The sequence below is a fragment of the Chitinimonas sp. JJ19 genome (assembly GCF_036961565.1).
Classification (GTDB): Bacteria; Pseudomonadota; Gammaproteobacteria; order Burkholderiales; family Chitinimonadaceae; genus Chitinimonas.
In genome coordinates this window covers 15,154-41,154 of sequence record NZ_JBAMDD010000023.1, presented here as the reverse complement: position 1 = coordinate 41,154, position 26,001 = coordinate 15,154, and the positions used below count along the sequence as shown (strand labels likewise).

18 protein-coding genes are annotated in these 26,001 nt (G+C 62.7%); 8 read left to right on the top strand and 10 right to left on the bottom strand.

Annotated elements, in window-relative coordinates:
- The first annotated feature begins 258 nt into the window (after positions 1 to 258).
- Positions 259 to 1,632 carry a hypothetical protein gene (locus tag V7714_RS19700; RefSeq protein ID WP_335711259.1) on the top strand — a complete coding sequence of 458 codons (1,374 nt, stop codon included), beginning with the start codon at positions 259 to 261 and terminating at the stop codon, positions 1,630 to 1,632.
- 74 nt (positions 1,633 to 1,706) lie between these two features.
- Here V7714_RS19700 and V7714_RS19695 read toward each other — a convergent pair whose 3' ends face one another.
- Complete coding sequence (locus tag V7714_RS19695) at positions 1,707 to 5,219, bottom strand: indolepyruvate ferredoxin oxidoreductase family protein (protein WP_335711258.1); 3,513 nt, start codon at positions 5,217 to 5,219, stop codon at positions 1,707 to 1,709.
- 321 nt (positions 5,220 to 5,540) lie between these two features.
- Here V7714_RS19695 and V7714_RS19690 point away from each other — a divergent pair, with 321 nt between their 5' ends.
- Entirely contained in the window at positions 5,541 to 6,407 is an 867-nt protein-coding gene (locus V7714_RS19690) for an alpha/beta hydrolase family protein (RefSeq protein WP_335711257.1), read from the top strand.
- 70 nt (positions 6,408 to 6,477) lie between these two features.
- Entirely contained in the window at positions 6,478 to 8,508 is a 2,031-nt protein-coding gene (locus tag V7714_RS19685; protein WP_442891413.1) for an oxidoreductase, read from the top strand.
- Between the two features lie 89 nt (positions 8,509 to 8,597).
- Here the strand turns inward: V7714_RS19685 and V7714_RS19680 are convergent, their stop codons facing one another.
- The gene (locus V7714_RS19680; protein WP_335711256.1) at positions 8,598 to 8,897 is read right to left on the bottom strand and encodes a DUF962 domain-containing protein; all 300 of its coding nucleotides are present in this window, start codon (positions 8,895 to 8,897) and stop codon (positions 8,598 to 8,600) included.
- Positions 8,898 to 9,024: 127 nt separating this feature from the next.
- Between V7714_RS19680 and V7714_RS19675 the strand changes: the two genes are divergently transcribed.
- The 3 genes from V7714_RS19675 to V7714_RS19665 all read left to right on the top strand — a co-directional run bounded on the left by V7714_RS19675 (position 9,025) and on the right by V7714_RS19665 (position 10,779).
- The gene (locus V7714_RS19675) at positions 9,025 to 9,423 is read left to right on the top strand and encodes a hypothetical protein (protein WP_335711255.1); all 399 of its coding nucleotides are present in this window, start codon (positions 9,025 to 9,027) and stop codon (positions 9,421 to 9,423) included.
- Between the two features lie 199 nt (positions 9,424 to 9,622).
- A complete protein-coding gene (locus V7714_RS19670) occupies positions 9,623 to 10,399 on the top strand; it encodes a BPSS1780 family membrane protein (protein WP_335711254.1) in 777 nt (258 codons plus the stop codon).
- Complete coding sequence (locus tag V7714_RS19665) at positions 10,396 to 10,779, top strand: diacylglycerol kinase (protein WP_335711253.1); 384 nt, start codon at positions 10,396 to 10,398, stop codon at positions 10,777 to 10,779. Before V7714_RS19670 ends, V7714_RS19665 begins: the two co-directional genes overlap by 4 nt.
- An 803-nt stretch (positions 10,780 to 11,582) precedes the next feature.
- On the opposite strand, the gene V7714_RS19660 is transcribed toward V7714_RS19665, so the two are convergent.
- The 6 genes from V7714_RS19660 to tkt form a co-directional block, all read right to left on the bottom strand.
- Complete coding sequence (locus V7714_RS19660; RefSeq protein ID WP_335711252.1) at positions 11,583 to 12,731, bottom strand: methionine aminotransferase; 1,149 nt, start codon at positions 12,729 to 12,731, stop codon at positions 11,583 to 11,585.
- Between the two features lie 275 nt (positions 12,732 to 13,006).
- The gene (fba, locus tag V7714_RS19655; RefSeq protein WP_284195454.1) at positions 13,007 to 14,071 is read right to left on the bottom strand and encodes a class II fructose-bisphosphate aldolase; all 1,065 of its coding nucleotides are present in this window, start codon (positions 14,069 to 14,071) and stop codon (positions 13,007 to 13,009) included.
- A gap of 80 nt (positions 14,072 to 14,151) precedes the next feature.
- Positions 14,152 to 15,009: a DUF4349 domain-containing protein gene (locus tag V7714_RS19650; protein WP_335711251.1), complete on the bottom strand. Its 858-nt coding sequence runs from the start codon at positions 15,007 to 15,009 to the stop codon at positions 14,152 to 14,154.
- 8 nt (positions 15,010 to 15,017) lie between these two features.
- A complete protein-coding gene (locus tag V7714_RS19645) occupies positions 15,018 to 16,187 on the bottom strand; it encodes a phosphoglycerate kinase (protein WP_335711250.1) in 1,170 nt (389 codons plus the stop codon).
- A 128-nt stretch (positions 16,188 to 16,315) separates the two neighbouring features.
- A complete protein-coding gene (gene gap, locus V7714_RS19640) occupies positions 16,316 to 17,332 on the bottom strand; it encodes a type I glyceraldehyde-3-phosphate dehydrogenase (RefSeq protein WP_284195457.1) in 1,017 nt (338 codons plus the stop codon).
- Between the two features lie 206 nt (positions 17,333 to 17,538).
- On the bottom strand, positions 17,539 to 19,533 hold the full coding sequence (gene tkt, locus V7714_RS19635) for a transketolase (protein ID WP_335711249.1): 1,995 nt from the start codon (positions 19,531 to 19,533) through the stop codon (positions 17,539 to 17,541).
- A gap of 732 nt (positions 19,534 to 20,265) precedes the next feature.
- Here tkt and V7714_RS19630 point away from each other — a divergent pair.
- Both V7714_RS19630 and V7714_RS19625 read left to right on the top strand, forming a co-directional pair.
- Complete coding sequence (locus V7714_RS19630; RefSeq protein WP_335711248.1) at positions 20,266 to 21,477, top strand: esterase/lipase family protein; 1,212 nt, start codon at positions 20,266 to 20,268, stop codon at positions 21,475 to 21,477.
- Between the two features lie 231 nt (positions 21,478 to 21,708).
- The gene (locus tag V7714_RS19625) at positions 21,709 to 23,445 is read left to right on the top strand and encodes a hypothetical protein (RefSeq protein ID WP_335711247.1); all 1,737 of its coding nucleotides are present in this window, start codon (positions 21,709 to 21,711) and stop codon (positions 23,443 to 23,445) included.
- A gap of 115 nt (positions 23,446 to 23,560) precedes the next feature.
- Here the strand turns inward: V7714_RS19625 and V7714_RS19620 are convergent, their stop codons facing one another.
- Entirely contained in the window at positions 23,561 to 24,811 is a 1,251-nt protein-coding gene (locus tag V7714_RS19620) for a hypothetical protein (RefSeq protein ID WP_335711246.1), read from the bottom strand.
- Complete coding sequence (locus V7714_RS19615; protein WP_284195462.1) at positions 24,801 to 25,682, bottom strand: hypothetical protein; 882 nt, start codon at positions 25,680 to 25,682, stop codon at positions 24,801 to 24,803. Before V7714_RS19615 ends, V7714_RS19620 begins: the two co-directional genes overlap by 11 nt.
- Positions 25,683 to 26,001: the final 319 nt, after the last annotated feature.

The window sequence follows — 26,001 nt, the reverse complement described above, 5'->3', positions numbered from 1 at the left end:
CCCTCGCCATTCGCGGGGGTGGTCGATCAATGAAGCGCGCCAGGGTACCGGCACGCAATCACAGCCGTCTCCACTGCCTGCTCCGCGTAATCAGTTATCAAATCAATCATAATCGCGCCATGTGTGCGCATACCGCCCATATCAGCAGCGCCAAGCTGCCCCACCCTCCCCCATCTGGGTGGCCCACTCCCTGCCGCCAGCTAACCAACATTTTGCTGTTTGCCCTGGCGGGTCACTTTGGCTCGATCAACGACACCTATGCATCACAACGCTACACCCATAGCCGCTTCCCCCTATCTGGAGAAACTGGACAGAACCGCTTTTGAACGGGCTCTCAGTCATGGCCGCGGCGCAGCCATGCTGCATGTGCAGGCGTTTGGTCTGGACGGCATAGCCGACCTGGTTCTGACGGCTTGCCTGCATGACACAGCCTACGACTCGCAATGCGAAGCTGAACGCTCCTCCTGGCTTTACGCGATGTTCAAGACCTCCCCTCACTACAGCCAATTCGCTGCAGCTATCGTGGCCGCGCTGGCAGAGGCATCCGATCAGCACTCACTCGAGCAGATCTGCAATCTCGCCGGTCTGATGGCACTCGATGGCGACAGCAATGCCGCAAATGCGCTGCGTAACTTTGTCTGGGGACAGGACTTCTCGAATGAGGGTAATCAGTACGGCGGCCAAGCCCTCGCTGCACTGGACGGACTTTGCGCCATAGAGGAGCTGGCCCGTCGATTTGGTAGGCTCTTGCAGCAATTACCCAATGCCTGGGTGGATGACCTGGATCACCTGACGGAAAAATCAGGGAACTACGACGCGGCGCTCAGCACCTTGACCGCAAAGTCGGAACAGGATGATGCTATTGCGGCCTATGTTCTGCGGCATACCCAGGAATTGGCCGAGCGCCTGGCACAGCAGGCCAAGCCTGATGAGGTGCGAAAAAGAGAAGCCAGCCAACGAGTACGGCAGCAATCCCCGCTCGCAACCATGCTTTCCGCGGCAGAAGCCGGCAAGGGAGAGCGGCCCAGTTTCTACCTAGTGTTTGGTCGCTGGGCCACCGATGAAGAGCTAGGTATCGTGTACCAACACTTGCTGGCGACCAACTCGGCGGAAACTCGTTTGCGCCTGCTATGGGTTTTCAGAAAAGCACCGCTACCCAGCTTACCCCCCCAAATCTGGGAGTGGGTCGCAGACAGCGATTCGCGTCTTCGCGAAGCAGCGCTATATGCAATGGCCCAGCTTAGCGACGCCCGTATAGCGGTATGGGGACGTCAGCAACTCCGCGATCCCACCTTCTCCGAGGCTGACGCAGATGTGCTTGAGCTTTTTGCAAAGAACTATCAGGCCGGGGATGAGGTTTTGATCATGTCCGCACTACAAAAGCTGAAACTGGATGATGATGGGCTGCACGATATCGGCTTAGCTGCGCTACGCGTTTGTGACGGAAACACTAACCCTGCGCTGGCGGGCTTAGCGGAATGGGTATACAGGACCAATCCCTGCTCATTGTGTCGGCACAGCGCACTGGCATGGCTCCAACAGGCTGCGAGCCTACCTCTGGATATTGCCGAAGATGGTCGCCATTGCGCTGCCCCTGACACCCAAGCGCTGGCACAGACCACAAGCGGCTAAACATAGCGATCGGCTTTACGCCATGAAAAACGCCACCCCGAAAGGTGGCGTTGTTCATTGCTGGTTCCAGCCTGTCACAGCCTTACCGGTGCCGGCTTGGCAGCCGCTGCGGCGGGGGCAGCCGTGCCTTGGTATTGCTTGAGCTTGGCATCCCAGTCGCGCTTGACCGTGTCGTAGGCCGCCAGCTTGATATGGCCGTAACCACGGATTTGCTGGATCAGGCCGACAATATCGGCAGCCTGGGCCAGCTTTTCGCCGCTCAAGCCAGCCAGCAGTGTTTCCAGGCCTTGCTCGAACTCGGTGATCAGGCGGCGTTCCATCTTGCGGTCTTCGGCGTAGCCAAACAGGTCCAGCTTGCCGCCACGCAGGCCCTTCATCTTGGCCAACATGCCGAACGCGCCCATCACCCAGCCGCCGAGCTTGAACTTCTTGGCCTGGCCGTTCTTGGCCAGCCATTGCAGCCAGGTCGGGCCCAGGCTGAAGTTCAGGGTATAGCTGCCGTCGAACTGCTCGGCCAGTTGCTTCCTGAATTCGCCATCGGTGTAGAGCCGCGCTACTTCATATTCGTCCTTGTAGGCCAATACCTTGAAGTAGGCCCGGGCAGCCGCCCAGGTCAGCAGCTCGGATTCGGGCGCGACGCGGCGTTCTGCATTGCGCACCTTGTCCACCATGGCACTGTAGCGGGCAGCATAGGCTGCGTCCTGGTACTGGGTCAGGTCGGCTACGCGGCGGGCGATGAATTCGTCCAGGGTCTGGTTGGCCAGCTTGATGGCCTCGCGCACCTGCGGGAAGGCGATCTTCTCGACCATGACGCGGTCCACTGCGGCATGGCGGCCCCAGACAAAGGCCTGCTGGTTCATGGCCACGGCAGCGCCGTTCAGTTCTATGGCCTGCATGATGGACTCGCCCGTCACCGGGATCAGGCCCTTCTGCCAGGCAAAGCCGAGCATGAACATATTGGTGGCGATGGAATCACCCATCAGCGCAGTGGCGATCTGGGTGGCATCCACCTGGTCGAAATGCGCCTCGCCCACGGCCTGCTTGACCGTATTCAGCATGGAGCTGGCGGGGAACTTCATGTCCGGTTTCTTGGTGAAGTCGCCGGTAGCCGCCTCGAAGCCATTGAGCAGCGCGTAGGTATGGTTGTGCCGCATCTTGCCCAGGCAATCATTGGTGGCGGTCACCACCATGTCGCAGCCCAGCACCACGTTGGCGTCGCCCGCGGCAATGCGCACCGCGTGCAGCTTGCTCTGCTCGCTGGCAAAGCGCAGGTGTGTGGTCACCGCGCCGCCCTTTTGCGCCAAACCAGTCTGGTCCAGCACGGTCGAGCCTATCTCGTCGATGCGGGCAGCCATGCCCAGCACGCCGCCAATAGTCACCACGCCGGTGCCGCCCACGCCGGTCACCAGCACGCTCCAGGGGTGGTCCAGGCCGGGCAGGACGGGCTCCGGCAGCGCCGGCAGGGTGGCATAGGCTTCGGCACCCAGCTTGGAGCGCTTGGGTTTGACCTCGCCTTCCAGCGTGACAAAGCTGGGGCAATAGCCCTTGAGGCAGCTGAAGTCCTTGTTGCAGCTGGACTGGTCGATCTTGCGCTTGCGACCGTATTCGGTCTCGGCCGGGATCACCGACAGGCAGTTGGACTGCTTGGAACAGTCGCCGCAGCCTTCGCACACGCGCTCGTTGATGAACACGCGGCGGGGCGGGTCTATCATCTTGCCGCGCTTGCGCCGGCGACGCTTCTCGGCGGCGCAGGTCTGGTCGTGGATCAGGATGGTGACGCCGGGCAGCTCGCGCAGCTCGCGCTGGATACGGTCCAGCTCTTCACGCGGGTGGACGGTGATGCCGGCCGCCAGGCCGGTCACGCCCTGGTATTTCTCCGGCTCGTCGGTGGTGATGATGATCTTGTTGACGCCTTCGGCCTCCAGCTGGCGGGTCAGCATGGGGACAGTCAGCGTGCCGTCCACAGACTGTCCGCCGGTCATGGCCACGGCGTCGTTGTAGAGCAGCTTGTAAGTGATGTTGAGCTTGGCGGCCACGGCCTGGCGTATGGCCAGGATGCCGGAGTGGAAGTAGGTGCCGTCGCCCAGGTTCACGAACATGTGCTTGGTGTCGGTAAACGGCTGGATACCGGCCCAGGTGACGCCCTCGCCACCCATCTGGCTGAACATCTTGGTACCCGGCGTCACCCACATGGCCATGTAGTGGCAGCCGATACCGGCCAGGGCCAGCGAGCCCTCGGGCAGCTTGGTGGAGGTGTTGTGCGGGCAGCCTGAGCAGAAGTAGGGCTGGCGCAGGATGATGTCGCGCGGCTTCTTCAGCGCATGTTCCTTCTCGTCGAGGAAGCGCAGGCGCTCTTCGATGACTTCGCTGGTATAGAAGCGGGCAATGCGGCTGGCAATCACCTTGGCGATCATGGCCGGGGTCAGCTCGCCAGCAGCCGGCAGCAGCCAGTTGCCTTCGGGCAGGGTCCATTCGCCCTTTTCGTCGAACTTGCCGATCACGCGGGGGCGGACTTCCTCGCGCCAGTTGTAGAGCTGTTCCTTCAGCTGGTATTCCAGCACCTGGCGCTTTTCTTCCACCACCAGGATTTCATCGAGGCCCTCGGCAAAAGCGTGGGTGCCTTCGCTCTCCAGCGGCCAGGTCAGGCCAACCTTGAAGATACGCAGGCCGATATCGGCTGCCAGCTTTTCGTCTATGCCCAGGTCGTCCAGCGCCTGCATCACATCGAGGTAGCTCTTGCCCGAGGTCATGATGCCCAGGCGCGGCTTGGGCGAATCGACCACGATGCGGTTGAGCTTGTTGGCACGCACATAGGCCAGCACGGCATACAGCTTGTGGTGCAGCAGGCGTTCTTCCTGCTCCAGCGGTGGGTCGGGCCAGCGGATATTAAGGCCGCCCTCGGGCATCTTAAAGTCGGTGGGCAGCACTGGCTGCACCCGGTCCGGGTCGATATCGACTATGGCCGACGATTCCACCGTGTCAGAGATCGCCTTGAGCGTGACCCAGCAGCCGGAGTAGCGGCTCATGGCCCAGCCGTGGATGCCGAAATCGAGGAATTCCTGCACGCCGGCCGGATTGAGCACGGGCACCATGAAGGCGTCGAAGGCGTGGTCGGTCTGGTGTGGCAGGGTGGACGACTTGGCCGCATGGTCATCACCAGCAATCAGCAGCACGCCACCGTGCTGGCTGGAGCCCGCTGCATTGCCGTGACGGATAACGTCGCCGGAGCGGTCCACGCCTGGGCCTTTGCCATACCACATGGCAAACACACCGTCGTAACGGGCGCCAGGGAACAGGCCAACCTGCTGCGAGCCCCACACTGCGGTGGCGCCCAGGTCTTCGTTCACGCCTGGGGTAAAGACGATGCCGTGCGGCTCGAGGTATTTCTTGGCGCGGGCCAGCTCCTGATCCAACCCGCCCAGGGGGGAGCCGCGATAGCCGGAGATAAAGCCAGCGGTATTGAGGCCAGCGGCCTGGTCTCGCTGGTGTTGCAACATGGGCAGGCGCACCAGCGCCTGAGTACCGGTCATGAAGGCGCGGCCCTTGGCCAGCGCGTACTTATCGTTAAGGGAAACGATATTTCCCATGATGTCTCCTTCTTTTTGGCTGCAGGCCGCCTGCTCGATAGGCTGCGGTCGTGGCTAGCTTCGTTGTAGCTTGTGGCTGGGCGAAGCGGGATCCTATCGCCATCGAACATGCACACAATGGCAGGTAGGCCTGGCTACGACGACAGCGATGCGCGCGCATTCTAGGCGCTTTTTTGAGCAAATGCTCGGCTTATTTGACGTTAACGTCAATTGCGGGTTTTAACACACCTAGCAAGTGCTCGATTGACTACTTACTGATTAGTAAGTATCTTGCCTATCAAAGACTTGGCGAATAAATATCGTAAGGGTCATGGAGGCAAGATGAGCATCGAATCCACACTGGAAATCCACACTGCCGATGGCTATCCGCTGGCGGCGCGGCTGTATCGCCCTGATGGTGAGACACGCGGCGTCGTTCTACTGGTTTCGGCCATGGGCGTGCCGCAAAGTTTCTATGCGCCGTTCGCCCGTTGGCTGGCCCAGCAGGGCTGGACAGCACTCAGCTTTGACTACCGTGGCATGGGCGATTCGCGCCATGTGCCGCTGCCCAAGCTGGAAATCGACGTCATGGGCTGGGGCCAGCACGACTGCGCCGCCATGCTTGAGTCCGCCCAAGCCCAGGCACCGGGCAAGCCGCTGCTGTGGATAGGCCACAGCCTGGGCGGCCAGCTACCCGCCTTCACGCCCAACATCAACCAGGCCAGCCGCATCCTGACCATTGCCGCCGGCAGCGGCTATTGGCTGGAAAATGCCTGGGCGCTGAAGCGCCGCGCCTGGTTGCTATGGTTTTTCTTCGCCCCGCTGCTGACGCCTATCTGGGGCTATTTCCCCGGCCGTCGCCTCAATATGGTGGGCGACCTGCCCCGTGGCGTCATGCAGCAGTGGCGCCGCTGGTGCCTGCATCGCGACTACGCCGTAGGGGTGGAAGGCGAAGCGGTACGCCAGCGCTTTGCCGCCGTACGAACGCCCATCGTGTCGCTGGGTTTCACCGACGACGAAATGATGTCGCAGCGCAACGTGGCCTCACTACATGGTTTTTACACCGGCAGTACACTTAGCCGTCAACGCTATACCCCGCAGGAGCTGGGCCTCAAGCGCATCGGTCACTTTGGCTTCTTCCGCAAGGAAAACCAGGCTGCCCTGTGGCAGCGGCTGATCGCCCCCGAACTGACAGCGCTCAGCGCTTGAACTACCTTTGATTGAATCATAGATAAATCGCCGGCCAAGCCCCGGCGCCAACCCTACCGTACTGGAGCCCATGATGTCGCACGCCCGCTACCCCCACCTGCTTGAACCCCTGGACCTGGGCTTCACCACGCTAAAGAACCGCGTGTTGATGGGGTCCATGCATACCGGCCTGGAAGAGTCGCCCAATGGCTTCGAGCGCATGGCCGCTTTCTATGCCGAGCGCGCCGCTGGCGGCGTGGGCCTGATCGTGACCGGTGGCGTGGCCCCGAACGAGGCTGGCCGCGTCTATGAAGGCGGCGCCATGCTGCATAACGCCGACGAAGTGGCGCACCATCGCATCGTCACCGATGCCGTGCACCAGGCTGGCGGCAAGATCTGCCTGCAGATCCTGCATACCGGCCGCTACAGCTTCCAGCCCAAGCCGGTCGCCCCCTCGCCCATCACCTCGCCCATCGCCTTCTACGAGCCGATCGAGATGACCAACGAGCAGATACTGCAGACCATAGACGAGTTTGCCCGCTGCGCCGAGCTGGCCAAGGAAGCCGGCTACGATGGCGTGGAAGTGATGGGCAGCGAGGGCTACCTGATCAACCAGTTCATCGCCGAAAAGACCAACAAGCGTACCGACCGTTGGGGCGGCAGCTACGAAAACCGCATGCGCTTCCCTATCGAGACTGTCCGCGCCGTGCGCGAACGGGTAGGCCGCGACTTCATTATCATCTACCGCCTCTCCATGCTGGATCTGGTGGACAACGGCTCGGTGCTGGACGAGACCATACAGCTGGCCCAGGCCGTGGAAGCCGCCGGCACCACCATCATCAATACCGGCATAGGCTGGCATGAGGCCCGCATCCCCACCATCGCCACCATGGTGCCGCGCGCCGGCTTTACCTGGGTAACCCGCAAGCTCAAGGGCAAGGTCGGCATTCCCTTGGTCACCACCAACCGTATCAATATGCCGGACGTGGCCGAAGAAGTGCTGGCACGCGGCGATGCCGACATGATCTCGATGGCCCGCCCCTTCCTGGCCGACAGCGACTGGGTGAAGAAGGCCGAGGAAGACCGTGCCCTGGATATCAACACCTGCATAGGCTGTAACCAGGCCTGCCTCGACCATATCTTCCAGGCCAAGATGACCACCTGCCTGGTCAACCCGCGAGCCTGCCACGAGACCGAGCTGAACTACACCCCCACCCAGCAGCAAAAGCGTCTGGCCGTGGTCGGCGCCGGCCCCGCCGGCATGGCCTTCGCATCGGTCGCCGCCCAGCGCGGCCATGATGTCACCCTGTTTGAATCCGCCAGCGAGATAGGCGGCCAGTTCAACGTGGCCAAGCAGGTGCCTGGCAAGGAAGAGTTCCACGAGACCCTGCGCTACTTCAAGCGTCGGCTGGACCAGACTGGCGTCAAGATCAGGCTGAACCACCGCGCCACGGCCGCCGAGCTGGGCGAATTCGACGAAGTCATCCTGGCTACCGGCATCGCACCGCGCAAGCTGGATATTGCCGGCATAGACCACCCCAAGGTGCTCAGCTATCTGGACGTGTTGCGCCACAAAAAGCCTGTGGGCGAGAAGGTCGCCATCATCGGCGCCGGCGGTATCGGCTTTGATACCGCCGAATACCTGACCACCGAAGGCGTGCCTACCAGCCTGGATGTGGACGGTTTCCTGAAGGAATGGGGCATAGACAAGACCCTGACCGAGAAGGGTGGCCTGGCCACCGCCGGCGTACAGCCCCATCCCTCGCCACGCAAGGTCTGGCTGCTGCAGCGCAAGAGCAGCAAGGTCGGCGACGGCCTGGGCAAGACCACCGGCTGGATCCATCGCCAGGCCCTGAAGATGAAGCAGGTAGAGATGGTCTCGGCCGTGCAGTACGACAAGATCGACGATGCCGGCCTGCATATCCGCATCAAGGACAAGGCCGAGATATTGCCGGTGGACAACGTCATCATCTGCGCCGGCCAGGAGCCGCTGCGCGAGCTGGAAGAAGCCCTCAAGCACGCCGGCAAGACCGTGCACCTGATCGGTGGCGCCGATGTCGCCGCCGAACTGGATGCCAAGCGCGCCATCAACCAGGGCTCGCGCCTGGCAGCCACGATCTGATCACGGCACCCTGCCCTCGCCAGATACGCATCTGGCAGCTGACCACCCCCGGCCCAGTCCGGGGGTTTTTCATGCCCGCGCGGGCTCACTCAGAAGCGTATCTGCCCCCGCAGCATCTGCCAGAACATCACCCAATCACCCATCAGGCTATAGAGCGGGTGCTTGAAGGTGGCCGGCCGGTTCTTCTCGAAGAAGAAATGACCTGCCCAGGCAAAACCATAGCCTATGACCGGCAACAGCCACAGCAAAGCGGCCTGACCACGCAGCAGGGCCGCCAGCAATAGCAGCAGCACCAAGGTGCTGCCGACAAAATGCAGCCGTCTGCAAGTGCGGTTCTGGTGCTCGCCCAGGTAATAGGGGTAGAAATCCTTGAAGCTGGCGTAGGGCATGGCGCGTACCTTCTGAAGGTCGGGTAGGTTGAATGTAGCGCTCAGAGCGGCAGCTGCGCCAGCCCCTTGGATTCGCGATATGGTTTACGCTACAGACCCAGAATACTCCCCAAGCAAAGGCTGAAACATGCGCTTCCGACAGATGCCGCTGACCCTGAAACTGACCCTGCCTCTCTGCCTGCTGGTTTGCATCAGCAGCGTCGCCCAGGCCCTGTTGACGCTGCCGGCGTTGCTGCTGTTCATGGATCTGGCCCCGGAGCCCGCTGATCGCCTCGTGCTGTTCCTGCCGGTGGCGGGGCTGCTGCTGCTGGCCATGTTTGCCTGCTTCAGTTTTCTGCGCATCCTGCTGCGCCATTCACGGCTGTTTGCCCGGCTGTTCCTGATGGTGATGTTCGGCCTCTCGGCAGTTGCCCTGCTGCTCACACCAGCAGGGCAGCTCAGCGAGCTGCTGTGGGGCGTGCTGTGGCTGGCCCTGCTGGCCACCCTGTTCTTTACCATACCCCGCCATAGCCCCGATGCCGGCTAGCGCCCGCGCACGATGGCGGGCTGGTCAACCACAGTGCAGATGAACTGGTGCGCGCCAGGCGCTAGGATGTAGAGTCGTACAGCCTGCTCTGTGTAGTCAGACTGTAGCAAGCCTGCCTTAGCATGCGCCTGTTGGCCTAGCCTCAGGCCGTCCACGCTAACGCATCTTCAATATGATGGTTAACGGGAGTATTCCTTGCATGGACAAAAGCCTGCCTGTTTATCGCGTTGTGGCTGCCGGTCGCGGCTGGGACTGGATCGTTCAGGGTTTCGAGCTGTTCAAGCGCAACCCGGGTATCTGGGTGGCGATTACGGTGATCTGGATACTGCTCAATATGGCAGCCAGCATCACGGGCGCCGGTGCGCTGGCTGCCCCCCTGTTCGCTCCCGTGCTGCTGGGCGGCATGCTCATAGGTTGCGCCCGGCTGGTGCGCGATCAGGAGCTGGAGATCAACCATCTGTTTGCCGGTTTCAAGCAACCCTTCCTGCCCCTGCTGGGCGTGGGGGTGGGCCTACTGATCGCGCAATGGGCGGTGGCGCTGATTGCCGGCATGCTGGCCCTGATGTTGGGCGCCGGTACCTTCCTCAGTGGCGCCACCCTCAGCGGTTCCGCCTCCGAAACCGCCATCGCGGCCAGCGTGCTGGCTGGCCTGGGTATCAGCATCCTGGTGGTAGTGATGGTTGCCCTGCTGCTGTATGGCGTGGTGCTGATGGCCTTTACCTTCGCCCCCGCCTTGGCGGTGCTGGGCAATGTGGCGCCGATAGCCGCCATCCAGAGTTCGTTCAAGGCCGCCTGGGCCAACTGGCGGCCGCTGACCATCGCCGGCTTGATAGCCCTACCCCTGTGCATCATTGCGGCCATACCGCTGATGCTGGGCTACCTGGTGCTGATACCCGTGCTGATAGGCGCCAGCTACGCAGCCTATCGCGATATCTACCCAGACCTGCCAGAGCAACTGGCCGAGGACACCCCGTGAGCTCAACCGAAGAGAGCCCCTTCAAGGGCAAAACCGGCCTGCGCCGATTGATCAACGCAACCGGCTATTCCCTGGATGGCTTCAAGGCCGCCTGGCAGCATGAATCGGCTTTCCGCCAGGTCTGCCTGCTGGCGCTGGCTGGCATCGCCCTGGCGCTATGGCTGCCGCTGCCACACTGGGCCAGGGCACTGATCGTGTTCGCTCACTTCCTCAGCGTGGTGGTGGAGCTGCTCAACTCCGCCATCGAAGCCGCCGTGGACCACACCTCGCTGGACCACCACACCCTCGCCAAGCGCGCCAAGGACCTGGGCAGTGCCGCCCAGCTGTTCAGCCTGATCAATATGGCCTGCCTGTGGGCCTTTGGTCTGATCAATCTGTGAGAGCCTGGATGGATTGATGTCATCGCTGCATGATGGGCAGTGCGGGCGCCAGGGTAACCCTGGCGCTTAACGCCTGCACAGCCTGAACCCGTAGGCTCTCCCTTGATTGAATCCACACCCCCCGCCCTCGCCGCCGCGAGGGGGCCTCGCTGACGCTCGTTGTCGTGCCTTTCATGGGCTGAGGGCATCAATGAATATAACGCCAGAGCAGGCGCCAGGGATACCCTGGCGCTAAACGTCAGCGCAGCCTGAACCGACAGGCTCTCCCCTTGATTGAGTCCACTCCCCCCGCCCTCGCCGCCGCGACGGAAGTCCACGTTGCACGGTGCGTGGAGGGAGCCTCGCTGACGCTCGTTATCATTCTGAATACGCTTCAGCGCCTGTTATGGACTCCAGTCATCGCTGCATGACGGGCAGTGCGGGCGCCAGGGTAACCCTGGCGCTAAACATCAGCGCAGCCCGAACCCGTAGGCTCTCCTCTTGATTGAGTCCACTCCCCCGCCCTCGCCGCCGCGACGGAAGTCCACGTTGCACGGTGCGTGGAGGGAGCCTCGCTGACGCTCGTTGTCGAGCCTTTCTGGGCTGAAGGCATCGATGGGTGTAACGCCTGAGCAGGCGCCAGGGAGACCCTGGCGCTGGACTTAAGCGTAGCCTGATAGGGTGGGCTCTCCCCTGATTTATCCCACACCCCCCGCCCGCGCCGCCGCGCGGGAGCCTCGCTGACGCTCGTTATCTTTCTGAATACGCTTCTGCGCCGGTTACGGACTCAGGTCATCGCTGGGCGACGGCGGGCAGGAGTACGGTCAGCGCAGTCCGGCCAGCCGGCTGATGGCGGCGTCCAGTGTCTGCTGCTGCTTGGCAAAGCAGAACCGCACAATATGGTGATCTCGCCCATCGGCATAGAAAGCCGATACCGGGATGCTGGCCACGCCGTGTTCGCGGGTCAGCCATTCGGCAAAGGCCAACTCGCCCAGATCGTGCCGTATGGCGGAGTAATCGACCAGCTGGAAATAGGTGGATGCACTGGGTAGCAGGGTGAAACCCGCCGCCTGCAGGCCTGCTGCCAGGTGATCGCGCTTTTGCTGATAGAAGGTCGCCAGGCCCTGCCAGTGGGCTGCCTGCTGCAGATGCTTGGCCAGGGCGTGCTGCATGGGGGTGGAGACGGAGAACACCAGGTACTGGTGCAGTTTGCGGAATTCCGCCATCAAGGCCGGGGCGGCCACGCAGTAGCCTACCTTCCAGCCGGTGGCATGGAAGGTCTTGCCAAAGGAGTACACGGCAAAGCTGCGTGGGCGTAGCTGCGGGTGGCTGAGCACGCTGGCATGCTGCTGGCCGTCAAACACCAAATGCTCGTACACCTCATCACTGAGTACCAGCAGGTCGTGCTGTTCGGCAATGCCGGCCAGGGCATCGAGATCAGCACGGGAGAAGATGCTGGTGGCCGGATTGTTGGGGTTGTTGACGATGATCAGTCGAGTGCGCGGGGTCACGGCAGCGGCCACGGCCTGCCAATCCACGGCGAAGCGCGGCGGCGCCAGGCTGATACGGACGGGCACCGCGCCCTGCGCCACGATGGCAGGCGCGTAGCTATCGTAGGCCGGCTCCAGGATGATGGCCTCGTCACCCGCCCGCAACACCGTGGCAATGGCGGTATAGAGCGCTTGGGTGGCACCGGCAGTGATGGTGATCTCACGCTCCGGGTCGACCACCAGACCCGCGCTGGCTTCGAACTTGTGGGCGATGGCCTGGCGCAGCAACGGCAGGCCTGGCATAGGGGCGTACTGATTGTGCCCGGCCTGCAGCGCAGCACTGACACCTTCCAGCAAGGCGGCATCGCAGGCGAAATCGGGAAAGCCCTGCGACAGGTTGATGGCACCGGTCTCTGCCGCCAGTGCACTCATGCGGCTGAAGATGGTGAGGCCGAGATCGGGGAACTTGGACTGTAAGGGCATGGCGGCAGGGCCTTAGGGTAGCAACCCAGCCATGCTGCCCGTGCTCGGGGCTACTGCCAAATAGCCATTGGCAATGAGCTGAAAACCGTCTGCACCAAGGCAGTGCGCGTATCCGGCGCCACAAAGAAAAACCCCGCGCAAGGCGGGGTAAGTCTTTCGAAAGTACCGCTTTCTCGGGCGGCGGCAAACCGAATCAAGCTCACGCGTATATTCTCAGATACGACTAAATTCTGATAGTTCAGTATAGTCTTTCAAAACAAGATTTTATTGCTTTATTATTTTACCACAGCTGCCAGCTCGCCGCGCTTGTAAAGATCAGACATCTTCTCCATGGAGATCGCCTTGATCTTGCTGGCCTGGCCGGCACAGCCAAACGCCTCGAAGCGGGCCTTGCAGATGTCCTTGGCCGCGCTGGTCGCTTCCTTGAGGAACTTGCGTGGATCGAACTCGCTCTTGTGCTGGGCCAGGAAGCGGCGGGTAGCGCCGGTCATGGCCAAGCGGATGTCGGTATCGATATTGATCTTGCGCACGCCGTACTTGATGCCGGTGACAATCTCTTCCACCGGCACACCATAGGTTTCCTTCATCTCGCCGCCAAACTCGCGAATGATGTCCAGCCATTCTTGCGGCACCGAGCTGGAGCCATGCATGACCAGGTGGGTATTGGGGATACGGGCGTGGATCTGCTTGATGCGCTCGATAGCCAGGATGTCGCCCGTGGGCTTGCGGGTGAACTTGTAGGCGCCGTGGCTGGTGCCGATGGCAATAGCCAAGGCATCGACCTGGGTGCGCTTGACGAAATCAGCAGCCTCATCGGGATCGGTCAGCAGCTGGTCGTGGGTCAGCACGCCTTCGGCGCCATGGCCGTCTTCCTTCTCGCCCATGCCGCTTTCCAGCGAGCCCAGGCAGCCCAACTCGCCTTCCACGCTCACGCCAATGGCGTGGGCCATATCCACCACGCGACGGGTTACATCGACGTTGTAGTCATAGCTTGATGGGGTCTTGGCATCTTCCAGCAAGGAGCCGTCCATCATCACGCTGGAGAAGCCCGAACGCATGGCCTGGATACAGACGGCAGGCGACGCGCCGTGATCCTGGTGCATCACGATGGGAATATGCGGGTAGGCTTCGGCCGCAGCCAGGATCAGGTGGCGCAGAAAGGCTTCACCGGCGTATTTGCGGGCACCGGCCGAGCCCTGCATGATCACCGGGCTGTTGCACTCGTCGGCGGCCTGCATGATGGCCTGGACCTGTTCCAGGTTGTTCACGTTGAAAGCCGGCAGGCCGTAACCGTTTTCGGCGGCGTGGTCGAGCAGCTGGCGCATCGAGACGAGGGACATAGTTCACTCCAAGAACAATGGGTGCCAAAAGGCAGTGGTTTGTGCGAGATTTTAGCAGGCTTGTAGCACTGTAATCTCGACTACATTTTAGCCGCGCGGCGTTTGCGCCAGGCACGGCGGATAAATAGACCCATGGGTATCAACAGCAACAGCCAGGGCAAGAGGGACGCCACAAGGGTCAAAAGGCCAGCCAAGCTGTCTGATGCCGTGTAGCCCATCGAATGCCAGGCGTCCCGCAGGGGGCTCAGGGCACTCCGCTCTATCATACTGCGCGGTGGGCGCAGGGTAAGCTCAAGCTTGACCTTGTCGGTCTGGTCGGCCAGCGCCTTGCGTTGGCCGGTAAAGCTGTCCAGCTGGCTTTGGGTTTCGGTCAGCGCCTGCTGTACTTCCAGCACATCGCTCAGCTTGCCCGGCCGCTCCGCCAGCATCTGCCGCAGCCGGTCGCGGGCTTCGGTCAGGTTCTTGAGGCGGGCGTCCACATCCACCACCTCGGCCGTCTTGTCTTCGCTGTCGGTACGGGTATTGACCAGCTCGCCCCCTTGCGCCAGCAAGGCATACAGGCTGGGCACATGCTGGGGCGGCAGGCGTAGCGACAAGGTTGCCGTTGGCTGTCGGGCGTCACCGCGCGACAGCTCCGCACTCACTACCTCGCCACCCAGCGACACCACCTTGGCCTGTAATTGCCGCCATAGGGGCTCTACCTGCTCAGCCGCCGTTTCTACCTCAAGGTAGTGGCTGATCGCCAGGTAGCGACGCGGCGTAGCGCTCGGCGTGGCACTCGGCTTGGCCTCTGCAATCTCGGGAGGCGGCACAAAGGCAGCCATAGGCGGCATGTCCTCTGTGGTTTCGGCCGACTTCTGGCCGCAGGCGGTCAACGCCAGGGCCAGCAGCAAAGGCATCAGTACCTTGGTAAAGGGACCGGACTCAGCGAGCGACATGGTCCGGTTCAAGCGCGCTGTTCCAGCATCGCCACCGCCGGCAGGGTCTTGCCTTCAAGGAATTCCAGGAAAGCGCCACCGCCGGTGGAGATATAGCCGACCTGCTCGGTAATGCCGTACTTGGCCACGGCCGCCAGGGTGTCGCCCCCACCAGCAATGGAGAAGGCCGGGCTGGCCGCAATGGCGCGGGAAAGGGTCTCGGTACCCTTGCCGAACTGGTCGAACTCGAATACGCCGACCGGGCCGTTCCAGACGATGGTGCCCGCCTGGGCCACCACGGCAGCCAGTTGCGCGGCCGTATCGGGGCCGATGTCGAAGATCATGTCGCTATCGGTCACGGCGGCCAGCGGCTTGGTCACAGCGGGCTCGGCCGGGTCGAACTTCTGGCCCACCACCACATCGACCGGCAGCGGCACATCGCCACCGCGTGCGCGTATCTTGGCGATCACGGCACGGGCCTGGTCAACCAGATCGGCTTCGGCCAGCGACTTGCCTATTTGCTTGCCCTCGGCCAGCAGGAAGGTGTTGGCGATGCCACCACCGACAATCAGCTGGTCTACCTTATCGGCCAGCGATTCCAGTATGGTAAGCTTGGTCGACACCTTGGAACCGGCCACGATGGCCACCAGGGGCCGCTTGGGCTGCGCCAGCGCACGGCCCAGTGCATCCAGCTCGGCTGCCAGCAGGATGCCGGCGCAGGCCACCGGGGCGAACCGCGCCACCGCATGGGTGGAGGCCTCGGCACGGTGGGCAGTGCCAAAGGCATCGTTGACGAAAACATCACACAGGGCCGCATACTGCTGGCCCAGGGCATCGGCATTCTTCTTCTCGCCGACATTGGTGCGCACATTCTCCAGCAGTACCAGCTCGCCGGCCTTTACCGTATGGCCGACCCAGTCGGCAATCACGGGCACATCCCGGCCCAGCAGCTCGCCCAGGCGCCGTGCCACCGGGGCCAGCTTGTCTTCCTCGGCAATCGTGCCTTCGGTGGGGCGGCCCAGATGGGTCATCAGGATCACGCCGGCACCGGCCGCCAGAGCATGGCTGATACTGGGCAGCGAGGCGCGGATACGGGTATCGTCGCCGATCACGCCATCCTTGACCGGGACATTCATGTCCACGCGGATCAGCACTTTCTTGCCGGCGAGTTCGAGGTCGGTAAGCTTCTTGAAGTTCATGGCGGGTCTCGGGTGAGGGTGGGCGTATGGCCTCAATGTAGCAGCGTAGGCGCCTGTAGTGCGTTCGGGGCGCTTACGCGCCCCGAACCGGTTACTTCCACGCTGGCAGCCTAGCTTTGGCGTTGCGCTTACTTGGCCTGCATCATGGCGCGGGCGGTGTTCAGCATCTGCACCGAGAAGCCCCATTCGTTGTCATACCAGGCGCCGACCTTGACCAGATCGCCATTGCTGACCTTGGTGAGGGTGCTGTCGAAGATGGATGCTTCGTTGGTGTGGTTGAAATCGATGGAGACCAGCGGCAGGTCGTTGTAGCCCAGCACGCCCTTGAGCTTGCCGCCGCCTGCGGCGTCGCGCATCAGGGCATTGATTTCTTCTTTGCTGGTGGCGCGGGCAGCCTGGAAGGTCAGGTCGACCATCGAGACATTGATGGTGGGTACGCGCACGGCAAAGCCATCGAGCTTGCCATTGAGCTCAGGCAGCACCAGGCCCACGGCAGCGGCAGCGCCGGTCTTGGTGGGGATCAGGCTCTGGGTGGCCGAACGGGCGCGGCGCAAGTCTTTGTGACGCACATCGGTCAGCACCTGGTCGTTGGTGTAGGCGTGGATGGTGGTCATCAGGCCCTTGACGATGCCGATGTGGTCGTTCAGTACCTGGGCCACGGGCGCCAGGCAGTTGGTGGTGCAGGAGGCGTTCGACACCACGGTCATGTCACGCGTCAGGATGTCATGGTTGACGCCGTAGACCACGGTAGCGTCCACGTCCTTGTCGCCCGGTGCGGAGATCAGCACCTTCTTGGCGCCAGCATTGAGGTGGGCCTGGCACTTGGCCTTGCTGGTAAAGGCGCCGGTACATTCCAGCACGATATCGATGCCCAGCTCGCCCCAAGGCAGCTCGGCCGGATTGCGGGTGGAGAAGAACCGGATGTTCTCGCCATTGATGCGCAACCAGTCGCCATCGGCCTTCACTTCAGCGTTGAAGCGGCCATGCACGGTATCGAAGCGGGTCAGATGCGCGTTGGTCTCGATGTCACCCGAGGCGTTGATGGCGACGATCTTGAAATCTTCGTTGCGATTGAGTTCATACAGCGCGCGCAACACGTTGCGACCGATGCGTCCGTAGCCGTTGATGGCGATGCGGATGGACATACTGGAGTTCTCCATGACGATGGCAGCTCAAAATGTAGTCGCTACCATTATGACTACAAGGGCGCGATTGTAACCGTCCAAATGCTTGAAAGGGAGCTACAAACACGACCATTTGTTGCAGCGCGGCGAAAGATCCGGGTCGCGATCCCGCCGCCGCGCAAGCAAAACGGCCCCGCCGATCAGCGGGGCCGTTCTGGCCTATAGGCTTACAGCACGGACTTGGCCGTGGCGACCACCTGCTCCACGGTAAAGCCGAAGGCCTTGAACAGCGCGGGTGCCGGGGCCGATTCACCGAAGGTGTCCATCCCGATCACGGCGCCTTCCAAGCCCACATACTTGCGCCAGAAGTCAGACACACCGGCCTCGATGGCGACGCGCGGCACACCACGGGTCAGCACGCTGGCGCGGTAGGCCGCATCCTGGCGATCGAACACATTGGTCGACGGCATGGACACCACGCGGGCACGGATGCCCTCGGCAGCCAGCTGGGTCTGGGCCTTCAGTGCCAGTTCGATCTCCGAACCGGTGGCGATCAGAATCACTTGGGCAGCGCCGCCCTCGGCCTCGCGCAGCACATAGCCACCCTTGGCGATATCGGCAATCTGGCCCGCATCGCGGCTGACGAAGGGCAGGTTCTGGCGGCTCAGCACCAGGTTGCTGGGGCGATTCTTCTGCTCGATGGCGTGGGCCCAGGCCACCGCCGTTTCGGTGGTGTCGCAAGGACGCCAGGTGTCCATATTGGGCACGTAGCGCAGGGTGGCGGTCTGTTCCACCGGCTGGTGGGTGGGGCCGTCTTCGCCCAGGCCTATCGAATCGTGGGTGAACACGAAAATGGGGTTGATCTTCATCAGGGCCGACATGCGCAGGGCATTGCGGGCGTATTCGCTGAACATCAGGAAGGTGCCGCCATAGGGACGCAGGCCGCCGTGCAGGGTCATGCCGTTCATGATGGCAGCCATGCCGAACTCGCGCACGCCATAGCTGATGTAGTTGCCGTTGCCCTCGCCGTCTATCCACTTGGAGCCCGACCAGTTGGTCAGGTTGGAGCCGGTCAGGTCGGCCGAGCCAGCCAGGAATTCAGGCAGCTTGGGCGAGAAGGCTTCCAGTGCAATCTGGCTGGCCTTGCGGGTCGCCACGGTCTGTGCAGCGTCATTGATCTTGGCGATGGCAGCCGCCTTGAACTCAGCCCAGTCAGCCGGCAGTTCGCCCCCCATGCGGCGCTCGAACTCTGCAGCCAGCTCGGGGTGGGCGGCACGGTAGGCAGCAAAGCGCTGGTTCCAGTCGCTCTCGCTGTCCGCACCCTTGGCCTTGGCATCCCAGCCGGCATAGACATCGGCCGGCACCTCGAACGGTGCGTGGTCCCAGCCCAGGTGCTCGCGGGTAGCGGCAATCTCGGCCGCGCCCAGGGCGGCACCGTGCACATCGTGGGTGCCCTGTTTGTTGGGCGAACCCTTGCCGATCACCGTCTTGCAGCAGATCAGGGTGGGCTTGCCGGTCTCAGCCTTGGCAGCCAGGATGGCAGCGTTCACGGCATCCACATCGTGGCCGTCCACATCGGCAATCACATGCCAGCCATAGGCCTCGAAACGCTTGGGCGTGTTGTCGGTAAACCAGCCTTCGACATGGCCGTCGATGGAAATGCCGTTGTCGTCCCAGAAGGCAATCAGCTTGCCCAGGCCCCAGGTGCCGGCCAGCGAGCAGGCTTCGTGCGAGATGCCTTCCATCAGGCAGCCATCGCCCAGGAAGACATAGGTGTGATGGTCAACAATGTCGTGGCCGGGACGATTGAACTGACGGGCCAGCAGCTTCTCGGCCATGGCCATGCCCACGGCATTGGTAATGCCCTGTCCCAGCGGGCCGGTGGTGGTCTCCACGCCCGGGGCGTAGCCGTACTCGGGGTGGCCCGGCGTCTTGCTGTGCAGTTGGCGGAACTGCTTGAGATCGTCGATGGACAAGGCATAGCCGGTGAGGTGCAGCAAGCTGTAGATCAGCATGGAACCGTGGCCGTTGGACAGCACGAAGCGGTCGCGATCGGCCCACTCGGGGTTCTGTGGGTTGTGCTTGAGATGGCCGCCCCACAAGGCCAGCGCGATCTCGGCCATGCCCATGGGCGCGCCGGGATGACCGGAGTTGGCTTGTTGCACCGCATCCATGGACAGGGCGCGGATTGCATTGGCAAGTTGGGTACGGGTAGCGGCCATCTAGGTTCTCTTTCGCTTGGGGTAGGCGGAAAACAAACGGCCCGGAATAGGGGGCGGGCCGGTTCAAAAGCGCGCGCATTATCCCTTTTTAGGCCCACCAGGGCAAGCCAAGTCTTTGATATTTCGTTGGAATTCATGCTCTAGCCGTAGTTTTGTTACAGCTGCGGAGGCGGGTTTTATTGTGTGCTGCTACAGCCAGCACCATGGCTGATGCCACCGCAGGGTGACTGGGAGGCGCCTGATCAGCGTCATCCCGCCGCCCGCTGCATCAGTGCATGCCGGATTAATGATGCTACTTGCATATTGACCGAGTGCTTGCTCTATAACGTGTAAGCGCCGCCACCACCTTGTTTTGTTTGGTGTTTTCTTAGAGCCTGTTCAAAGTCTTTTCGCTGCGTCGCTGATCTGGAAAAAGGCCAGGCACAAGGCGTGGTGCGCAGGCAATAACCAGTTATTGCCAAGCGCCACAACGCAGTGAATGGCCGTTTTCCAGATCAGCCCTTCGGGTTCGCAGCCTTGCCGGCGAAGGGCGGCGTTGCAAGCCGCTGACGGTACCCGTACCGCTGCGCGGCTTGCGCCTTGCCCTTCATCCGGCAAGGTTGCGAACGACGCGGCGAAAAGACTTTGAACAGGCTCTTAGCCAGCGGCGCGGCACACATAAGGACGCCACCCGTCACCCTGCCTTGCCAAGGCGAGCTGACAGGCGGCCCCAAACATAAAACTGGAGCAGACATGTATCGAACCGCACACTGGCTGGCCGCCCTGCTGGGCCTGGCTACCTTGACGGCGAACGCCGCCAACAACGACCCCCTGGTACTGGTACACGGCTTTGCCGGCTGGGACCGCGACGAGCTATGGGGCCTGTACCCCCACTGGGGTGGCACCACCGACCTGCAGGAGGAGCTGAAAAAGCTGGGCCACCCTACCGTCACCGCCGCAGTCGGCCCCTTCAGCTCCACCTGGGACCGCAGCGTGGAGCTGTACTTCCAGCTCAAGGGCGGCTGTGTGGACTATGGCGCCGCCCATGCCGCCCAGCACGGCCACGCCCGCATGGGCCGTTGCTACAACGGCAGCCGCCCCTACGAGGACGCCAAGCGCCTGCCGCAGTGGGATGCCGCCAACCGTATCCACCTGATCGCCCACAGCCAGGGAGCCCCTACGGTCAACATGCTGGTGGAACTGCTGAGCAACGGCTCGGCCGCCGAGCGGGCCGCCAGTGGCAGCGGGGTGTCCGAACTCTATCTGGGCGGCAAGGACTGGGTACGCTCCATCACCACCATCGCCGGCGCCAACAATGGCACCACCTTTGGCAAGCTGAGCGGCTTCAATGAATTCGCCAAGCAGCTCCTCAAGCTGGCCGGCGCCGCCGTGGGCATGGGCGGCAATCCAGAAGACTTTCCCTATGACTTCAAACTGGATCAATGGGGCTTGGCGCGCGCCGCCGGCGAAAGCCAGCAGCAATACTGGAACCGGGTCTGGGCCTCACCCATCTGGCAAAGCCGGGACGTGGGCCTCTACACCCTCAGCCCCGAGGGCGCTGCAAGCGAACGGGCCTGGGTACGCACCTCGCCGCAGGTGTATTACTTCTCTTTCAGCAACGCCACCACCCTGCCCGGCCTGATCACCGGCAACCACTATGCCGACCCCAGCACCAACCTGCCCTTGATACCCTTCGCCACCGGCATGGGCGCCTATCGCGCTTACGGTGACGGCTGGCGCCAGAACGATGGTGTGGTCAACACCATCAGCATGAAGGCGCCCTTCGGCGCGCCGTTGGTGGAATACAACGGTACCCCCCAACAGGGCAAGTGGAACCATATGGGCTACAGCCAGCAGGACCACTGGGAGGTAATCGGCAGCGGCGATGTGGCCGGCAACCTGTTCTACAACTGGCGGCTGGTGAACTTCTACAGCCAGCATGCGGATATGCTGAAGCGCCTGTAGGTATGACGTCTGACCCAGCTTGAGCCACACCAAGCTACCCCTGGGTACGATCTGTGAGCCATCCTGGCTGTCCCGCAGGATGGCGCCGTTGCCAGGCCTTAGCCGATTCGGGTGTAATGGGGCCCGCCTTGTACCTGGCCCTTTCCTGGCTCAACCCAGCGGGCAGGTAAGGGGCGATAAGACTTTGAACAGACCCTAGCTATCTACCCTTATCCGGCCATTCCATACCCTATGAGCAACGTGAAAATACCCCCGGTACAAACCTTCGAGATCGGCGCCCTACCCGAATTGGTGCGCAAGGAGCTGGCCACCGCGCTGGCACCCAAGACGGCCTGCCCTGGCCTGATATTCGCCAACCGGCGTAGCCTGGTCGGGCAACTGCTGTCCTATACCTGCTTGCTGGCCCTGGCCGGCTTTGTACTGTTCCTGTATGCACAGGGCGGCTTTGGCCAGGTCAGCTCGCCCGACATGCATGACGGCCCCTACTCCCTGCTGGTCTATGGCGGCAGCCTGGCGACCATGGCACTGGCCATCCTGGGTGCCTGGCGTGCCATCGTACTGCATAGGCGGCTGCCCTTTGCGCCGGGCAGCTATCTGTTCCCCCGCTCCATGCTGGTGGCAGAATCCACCGAGCTGACGCTGCTGGACCTGAACCAGCTCACCGACGAGCAGGTAGCGCACAAGCGGGATAGCAACGGCCAGTACCTGGGTACCGACATCACCTTCCAGTTCGGCCCCAAGAGCAAGTACGTCTTCAGCATACGCAACCGCAATGCGGAGAAGATGGCACAGCTGCTACAGCAGATCCCCGCCTTGCGCGAGCAGGAGGAGGCCATGGCCCAGGCACAGGACTTGAAAGGCCTGCTCCAGTTCGATCCCCTGTACATCGTCCGTACCGGTCGCATCAAGCCCGGTGCCAGCAAACCCGGCCCGAATGCGATTGCACCGCTAGCACCGTTCTTCCGCTGGCGTATCGGCATCGCCCTGCTGCTGGGCGGCCTGATCAGCCTGCCGCTCTGGTATATGCGCAACAAGCTGAGCGACGATGCCGCCTACGCATCGCTGGCCACCCGACCCTATGAGGCGCCCCACCAGGAATACCTGCAGCATGGCCGCTACCATATCGCCGAGGTTCAGGCCGCCCTGCCGCGTATTGCGTTCAAGGAGGCCCTGGACAAGCGCAGCGTGACCGCCCTCCGTACCGTGCTGCAGCGCTACCCGGCTGCCGGGCTGGAAGGCGAAGGCAAGGCGGCAATCCACAAGCTCTATCAAAGTGCTTTCGAGAAGTTCAAGCGGCAGGCCGCAGCGTCGGACCCTACCCTGGTGCCGTTTATGCAAGCGCTGCTGGCCACCCTGGAAACCTCGGGCAACCCTGCGGTGCAGATACGCTTCAGCCGCCCGACCACCGAGGCCCTGGCACAGATGGATGAAAAACTGTCGGCCTACGCACGCCAGAACCAAGGCACGATGGCGCCTGCTGCACCGCAGTTTGAGGCCGACACCGCAGCGGTCCGCGAAGCGCGCATCATCGAGGGCCTGCAGCGGGGTTTTTCGGTCATCTTCCCCAACGATGTGCTGAGCCTCAGTCACGCCAAGCGCATCAACGACAAGCTGCCGCTGCTGGACATCACCTACCAGATCCAGCCCTCAGGCCAGGTCTATACGTCCAAGGATGATCCGAATGACAAGCGCATGTTCGTCGGCCTGATCTGCAACTTCGACGCCAATGTGACCCTACCCGACCAGCCGCTGGGCTGGCAGTTTGCACTGTCGGTCGAGCCGCCTGATGTCTTCGAGGTGCCCAATGATGAAAACAGTCTGCTGGGTAATATACCGCCCACAGAACGTGTCTACCGCGTGATGGCCGAGCGGGCTTTCGATACCTTGAACGCCAAGCTGCGGGCCGCCCTGTTCAACCCCGAGAGCGAGGCCTACAAGCGCTTTTCCGTCGCCAAGCGCGCGCCCTAAACGGCCCGCGTCCTTGCTGGCCGGCAGCTCATTCAGATGATGACAAGCGCCAGGGTCTCCCTGGCGCTTGCGCAGGCGTCACCGCCCATCCATGTCTTGAGTCCACAATAGACGCTCAAGGCCCGGTCAGCTGGTCCACCTGGCCCTGCGCCAGGTCCACGTCTCGCCCATATTCGGCCAGGTAGCGGTCGCGCTCCTCGCTGGTCCATTCATCAGCCGAGAAGCCATTAAGGCTATAGGCCTTGCTGACATGCACCGTGCCCATCAGCCGTGGCAACAAGGCGCGGTCGGGGTGGGTATTTTCCTTCAGCAGGTAGCCATCCACATCGCGCAAGGTAAGCGGAAAACTGGGCTTGAGGTCGCGCAACAGCTTGCCGAATACCGTCAGCTTGATCTGCTGCAGGCCGGCCGGCAGCACATCGTTGAAGCTCAACAGGGCCAGGGGCTTGCCGCTGGCGTCGTCCAGGCGTCCACTGACCAGGTAGCGGCCGGGCGTGCTGACCTGCACCGGCATATAGAGGTAGAGCGATCCCCGCTCCACTACCTCGCGCACCGGCCCGGCCCAGACGGCGGGTTGTTCGGGCGAGTAGTACACGTCAAAACCATGCAGGCCCTCCCGCCCGGCCAGCTTCAGCTTGACCTCGACACGTATGGCGCCGTCGTACTGCGCAAATGGCCCCTGGGCGGGGGCCAGCAAGGCGCTCTGTACGCCATCACCCGCGCGGGCATCGCCCTGCGTGCCCGCATCGCCAAACACCACGGCCTGCTGCGGCAGCTGCCCGCCCCGCCCCGGCGAGGGCAGGCCCAAGGCGCGGGCCTGGGTCACGGTGAAGGCCACCGGCTGGCCGCTGCGGTCACTGGCGGCGATGGTGAACACCACGCTTTCGCCCGCCGCCATGAAGACGCGGCTTTGCGCGGTCTTGACGTTGATGGTGGGGTCGGTCTGACCGTCCTCGGTGCGTAGCGCGCTGTCTTCCGCTACCGGTCGGTTGGGATAGGTCTGGTCGGCATGCTCGCTGATGGGGCGCGACTCGAAGGGGTAGCGGGTACCATCGCGATAGCTGGCCAGGGTGTGCTTGGCCCGCTCCAACCGCTCGGTCCAGACTGCCAGTTGGGTGGCCCGCTCCTCGGGCGACATGGCTGGCGACCGGGCCTGACCCAAGGCAGGCCAGCCGGTAGGCGTGGGCGCCGCGGTAGCGGCGGCGCCCTTTGCCGTGGCGGCCTGCATGGCCGTCGGGCCATCGCCATCAAGCCACCAGGCCAGGCCAGCCAGCACGGCCAGCCCGCCAGCGATGCAGGCTAGCCATGCGCGCCAGCCTGCTGCGGCCGGCGCGGGTGCTGCAGGCAGTTGAGCCTTACTGCGCATTGGTCACTGTATCGGCACGCACCACCGAGATGATGCCGCCCCAATTACCATTGGCGTAGTGGTTATAGCTCTCGTTGTTGTCGCGGAACTTGACCGAGTGGTAGGACCACTTGGTGCTACCGCCTTCGTTGGCGGCGGTGCCCATGTTCAGGTCATTGCAGAACCAGTCGCTGGGGTTGCACAGGCCCTGGCCGCCGCTACCCGATACCCCACCGGTGGAGTGGTAGGCCACGGCTTCGTCATCCTGGCCCGGCAAGATGCCCGAGTACAGCGTGCCACTGGCGCCGGCAAACATGTAGAACCACACGTTGCGGGTACTGTTGTGGTTGTAGAGCGCACGGGCTGTGGTGGTCTTGAGATCCTTCACCAGCGGCTCGGACGTAGTCCACGAGCCCACGTCGCTGAGCTCGGAGCCACCGCCCGCGCCCGAGGCGACATTGACCCACTTGATGTTCCAGCCCACCTGGGTGCTGCCGTCACTATTGCCGCACTGGCCGGCCGCATTGGGCGAGGCATTCTTCTTGTAGCGGGTGGAGCCGCCGTAGTTGGCCAGGGTGTATCCCATCATCAGGTCGCCTGCGCTATGGGCGGCGATATAGCACCAGTTGGTGCCGGTGCAGAAACAGTCCAAGGCATCGCGTATCAGGTAGTTCTGGCTGGAGATATTGCTGCGGCCATCCCAGTTGACCGCCTTCTTGTTGACGCCGGCCGCCGTGGTTGCCGGGCCCCAATAGGTAAAGCTGTTGTAGTTGCCTATCTGGCCACCGCCGGTACGGCCGTTGACCCATAGCGTGTAGTTGGCGGCATAGGCTGGCAGCGCCGTGGCGGCTACCACAAAGAGTGCGACAAGACTGCGGTACAGCTTGATCATGCTAACCCCTTTCGTTTCATGCTCCATTCGGATCACCAGGCACCAGGACAGGGCCGGGCGTTGATTCCGGTACGGCATATCGCCCATCTAGCGTGAGGCTGCCATGCGCTGCCGACCGGACAGCTACAACGGCGAAACGGCACCGGCAAACGACACGCCGCCGGTGCGATACAGCAGGATGAAGTCGGTATTTCTGCAGGCCTGCCAGCGATGCGACTTTGCAGCCAGGGCAGCCTGTTGGCGCTAACCCGCCCCTTGCTGGGGCGTGTGGGTGCATCCTAGAGCAAATGATCTAATTCGCAAGCCTAGCAACCGCTTG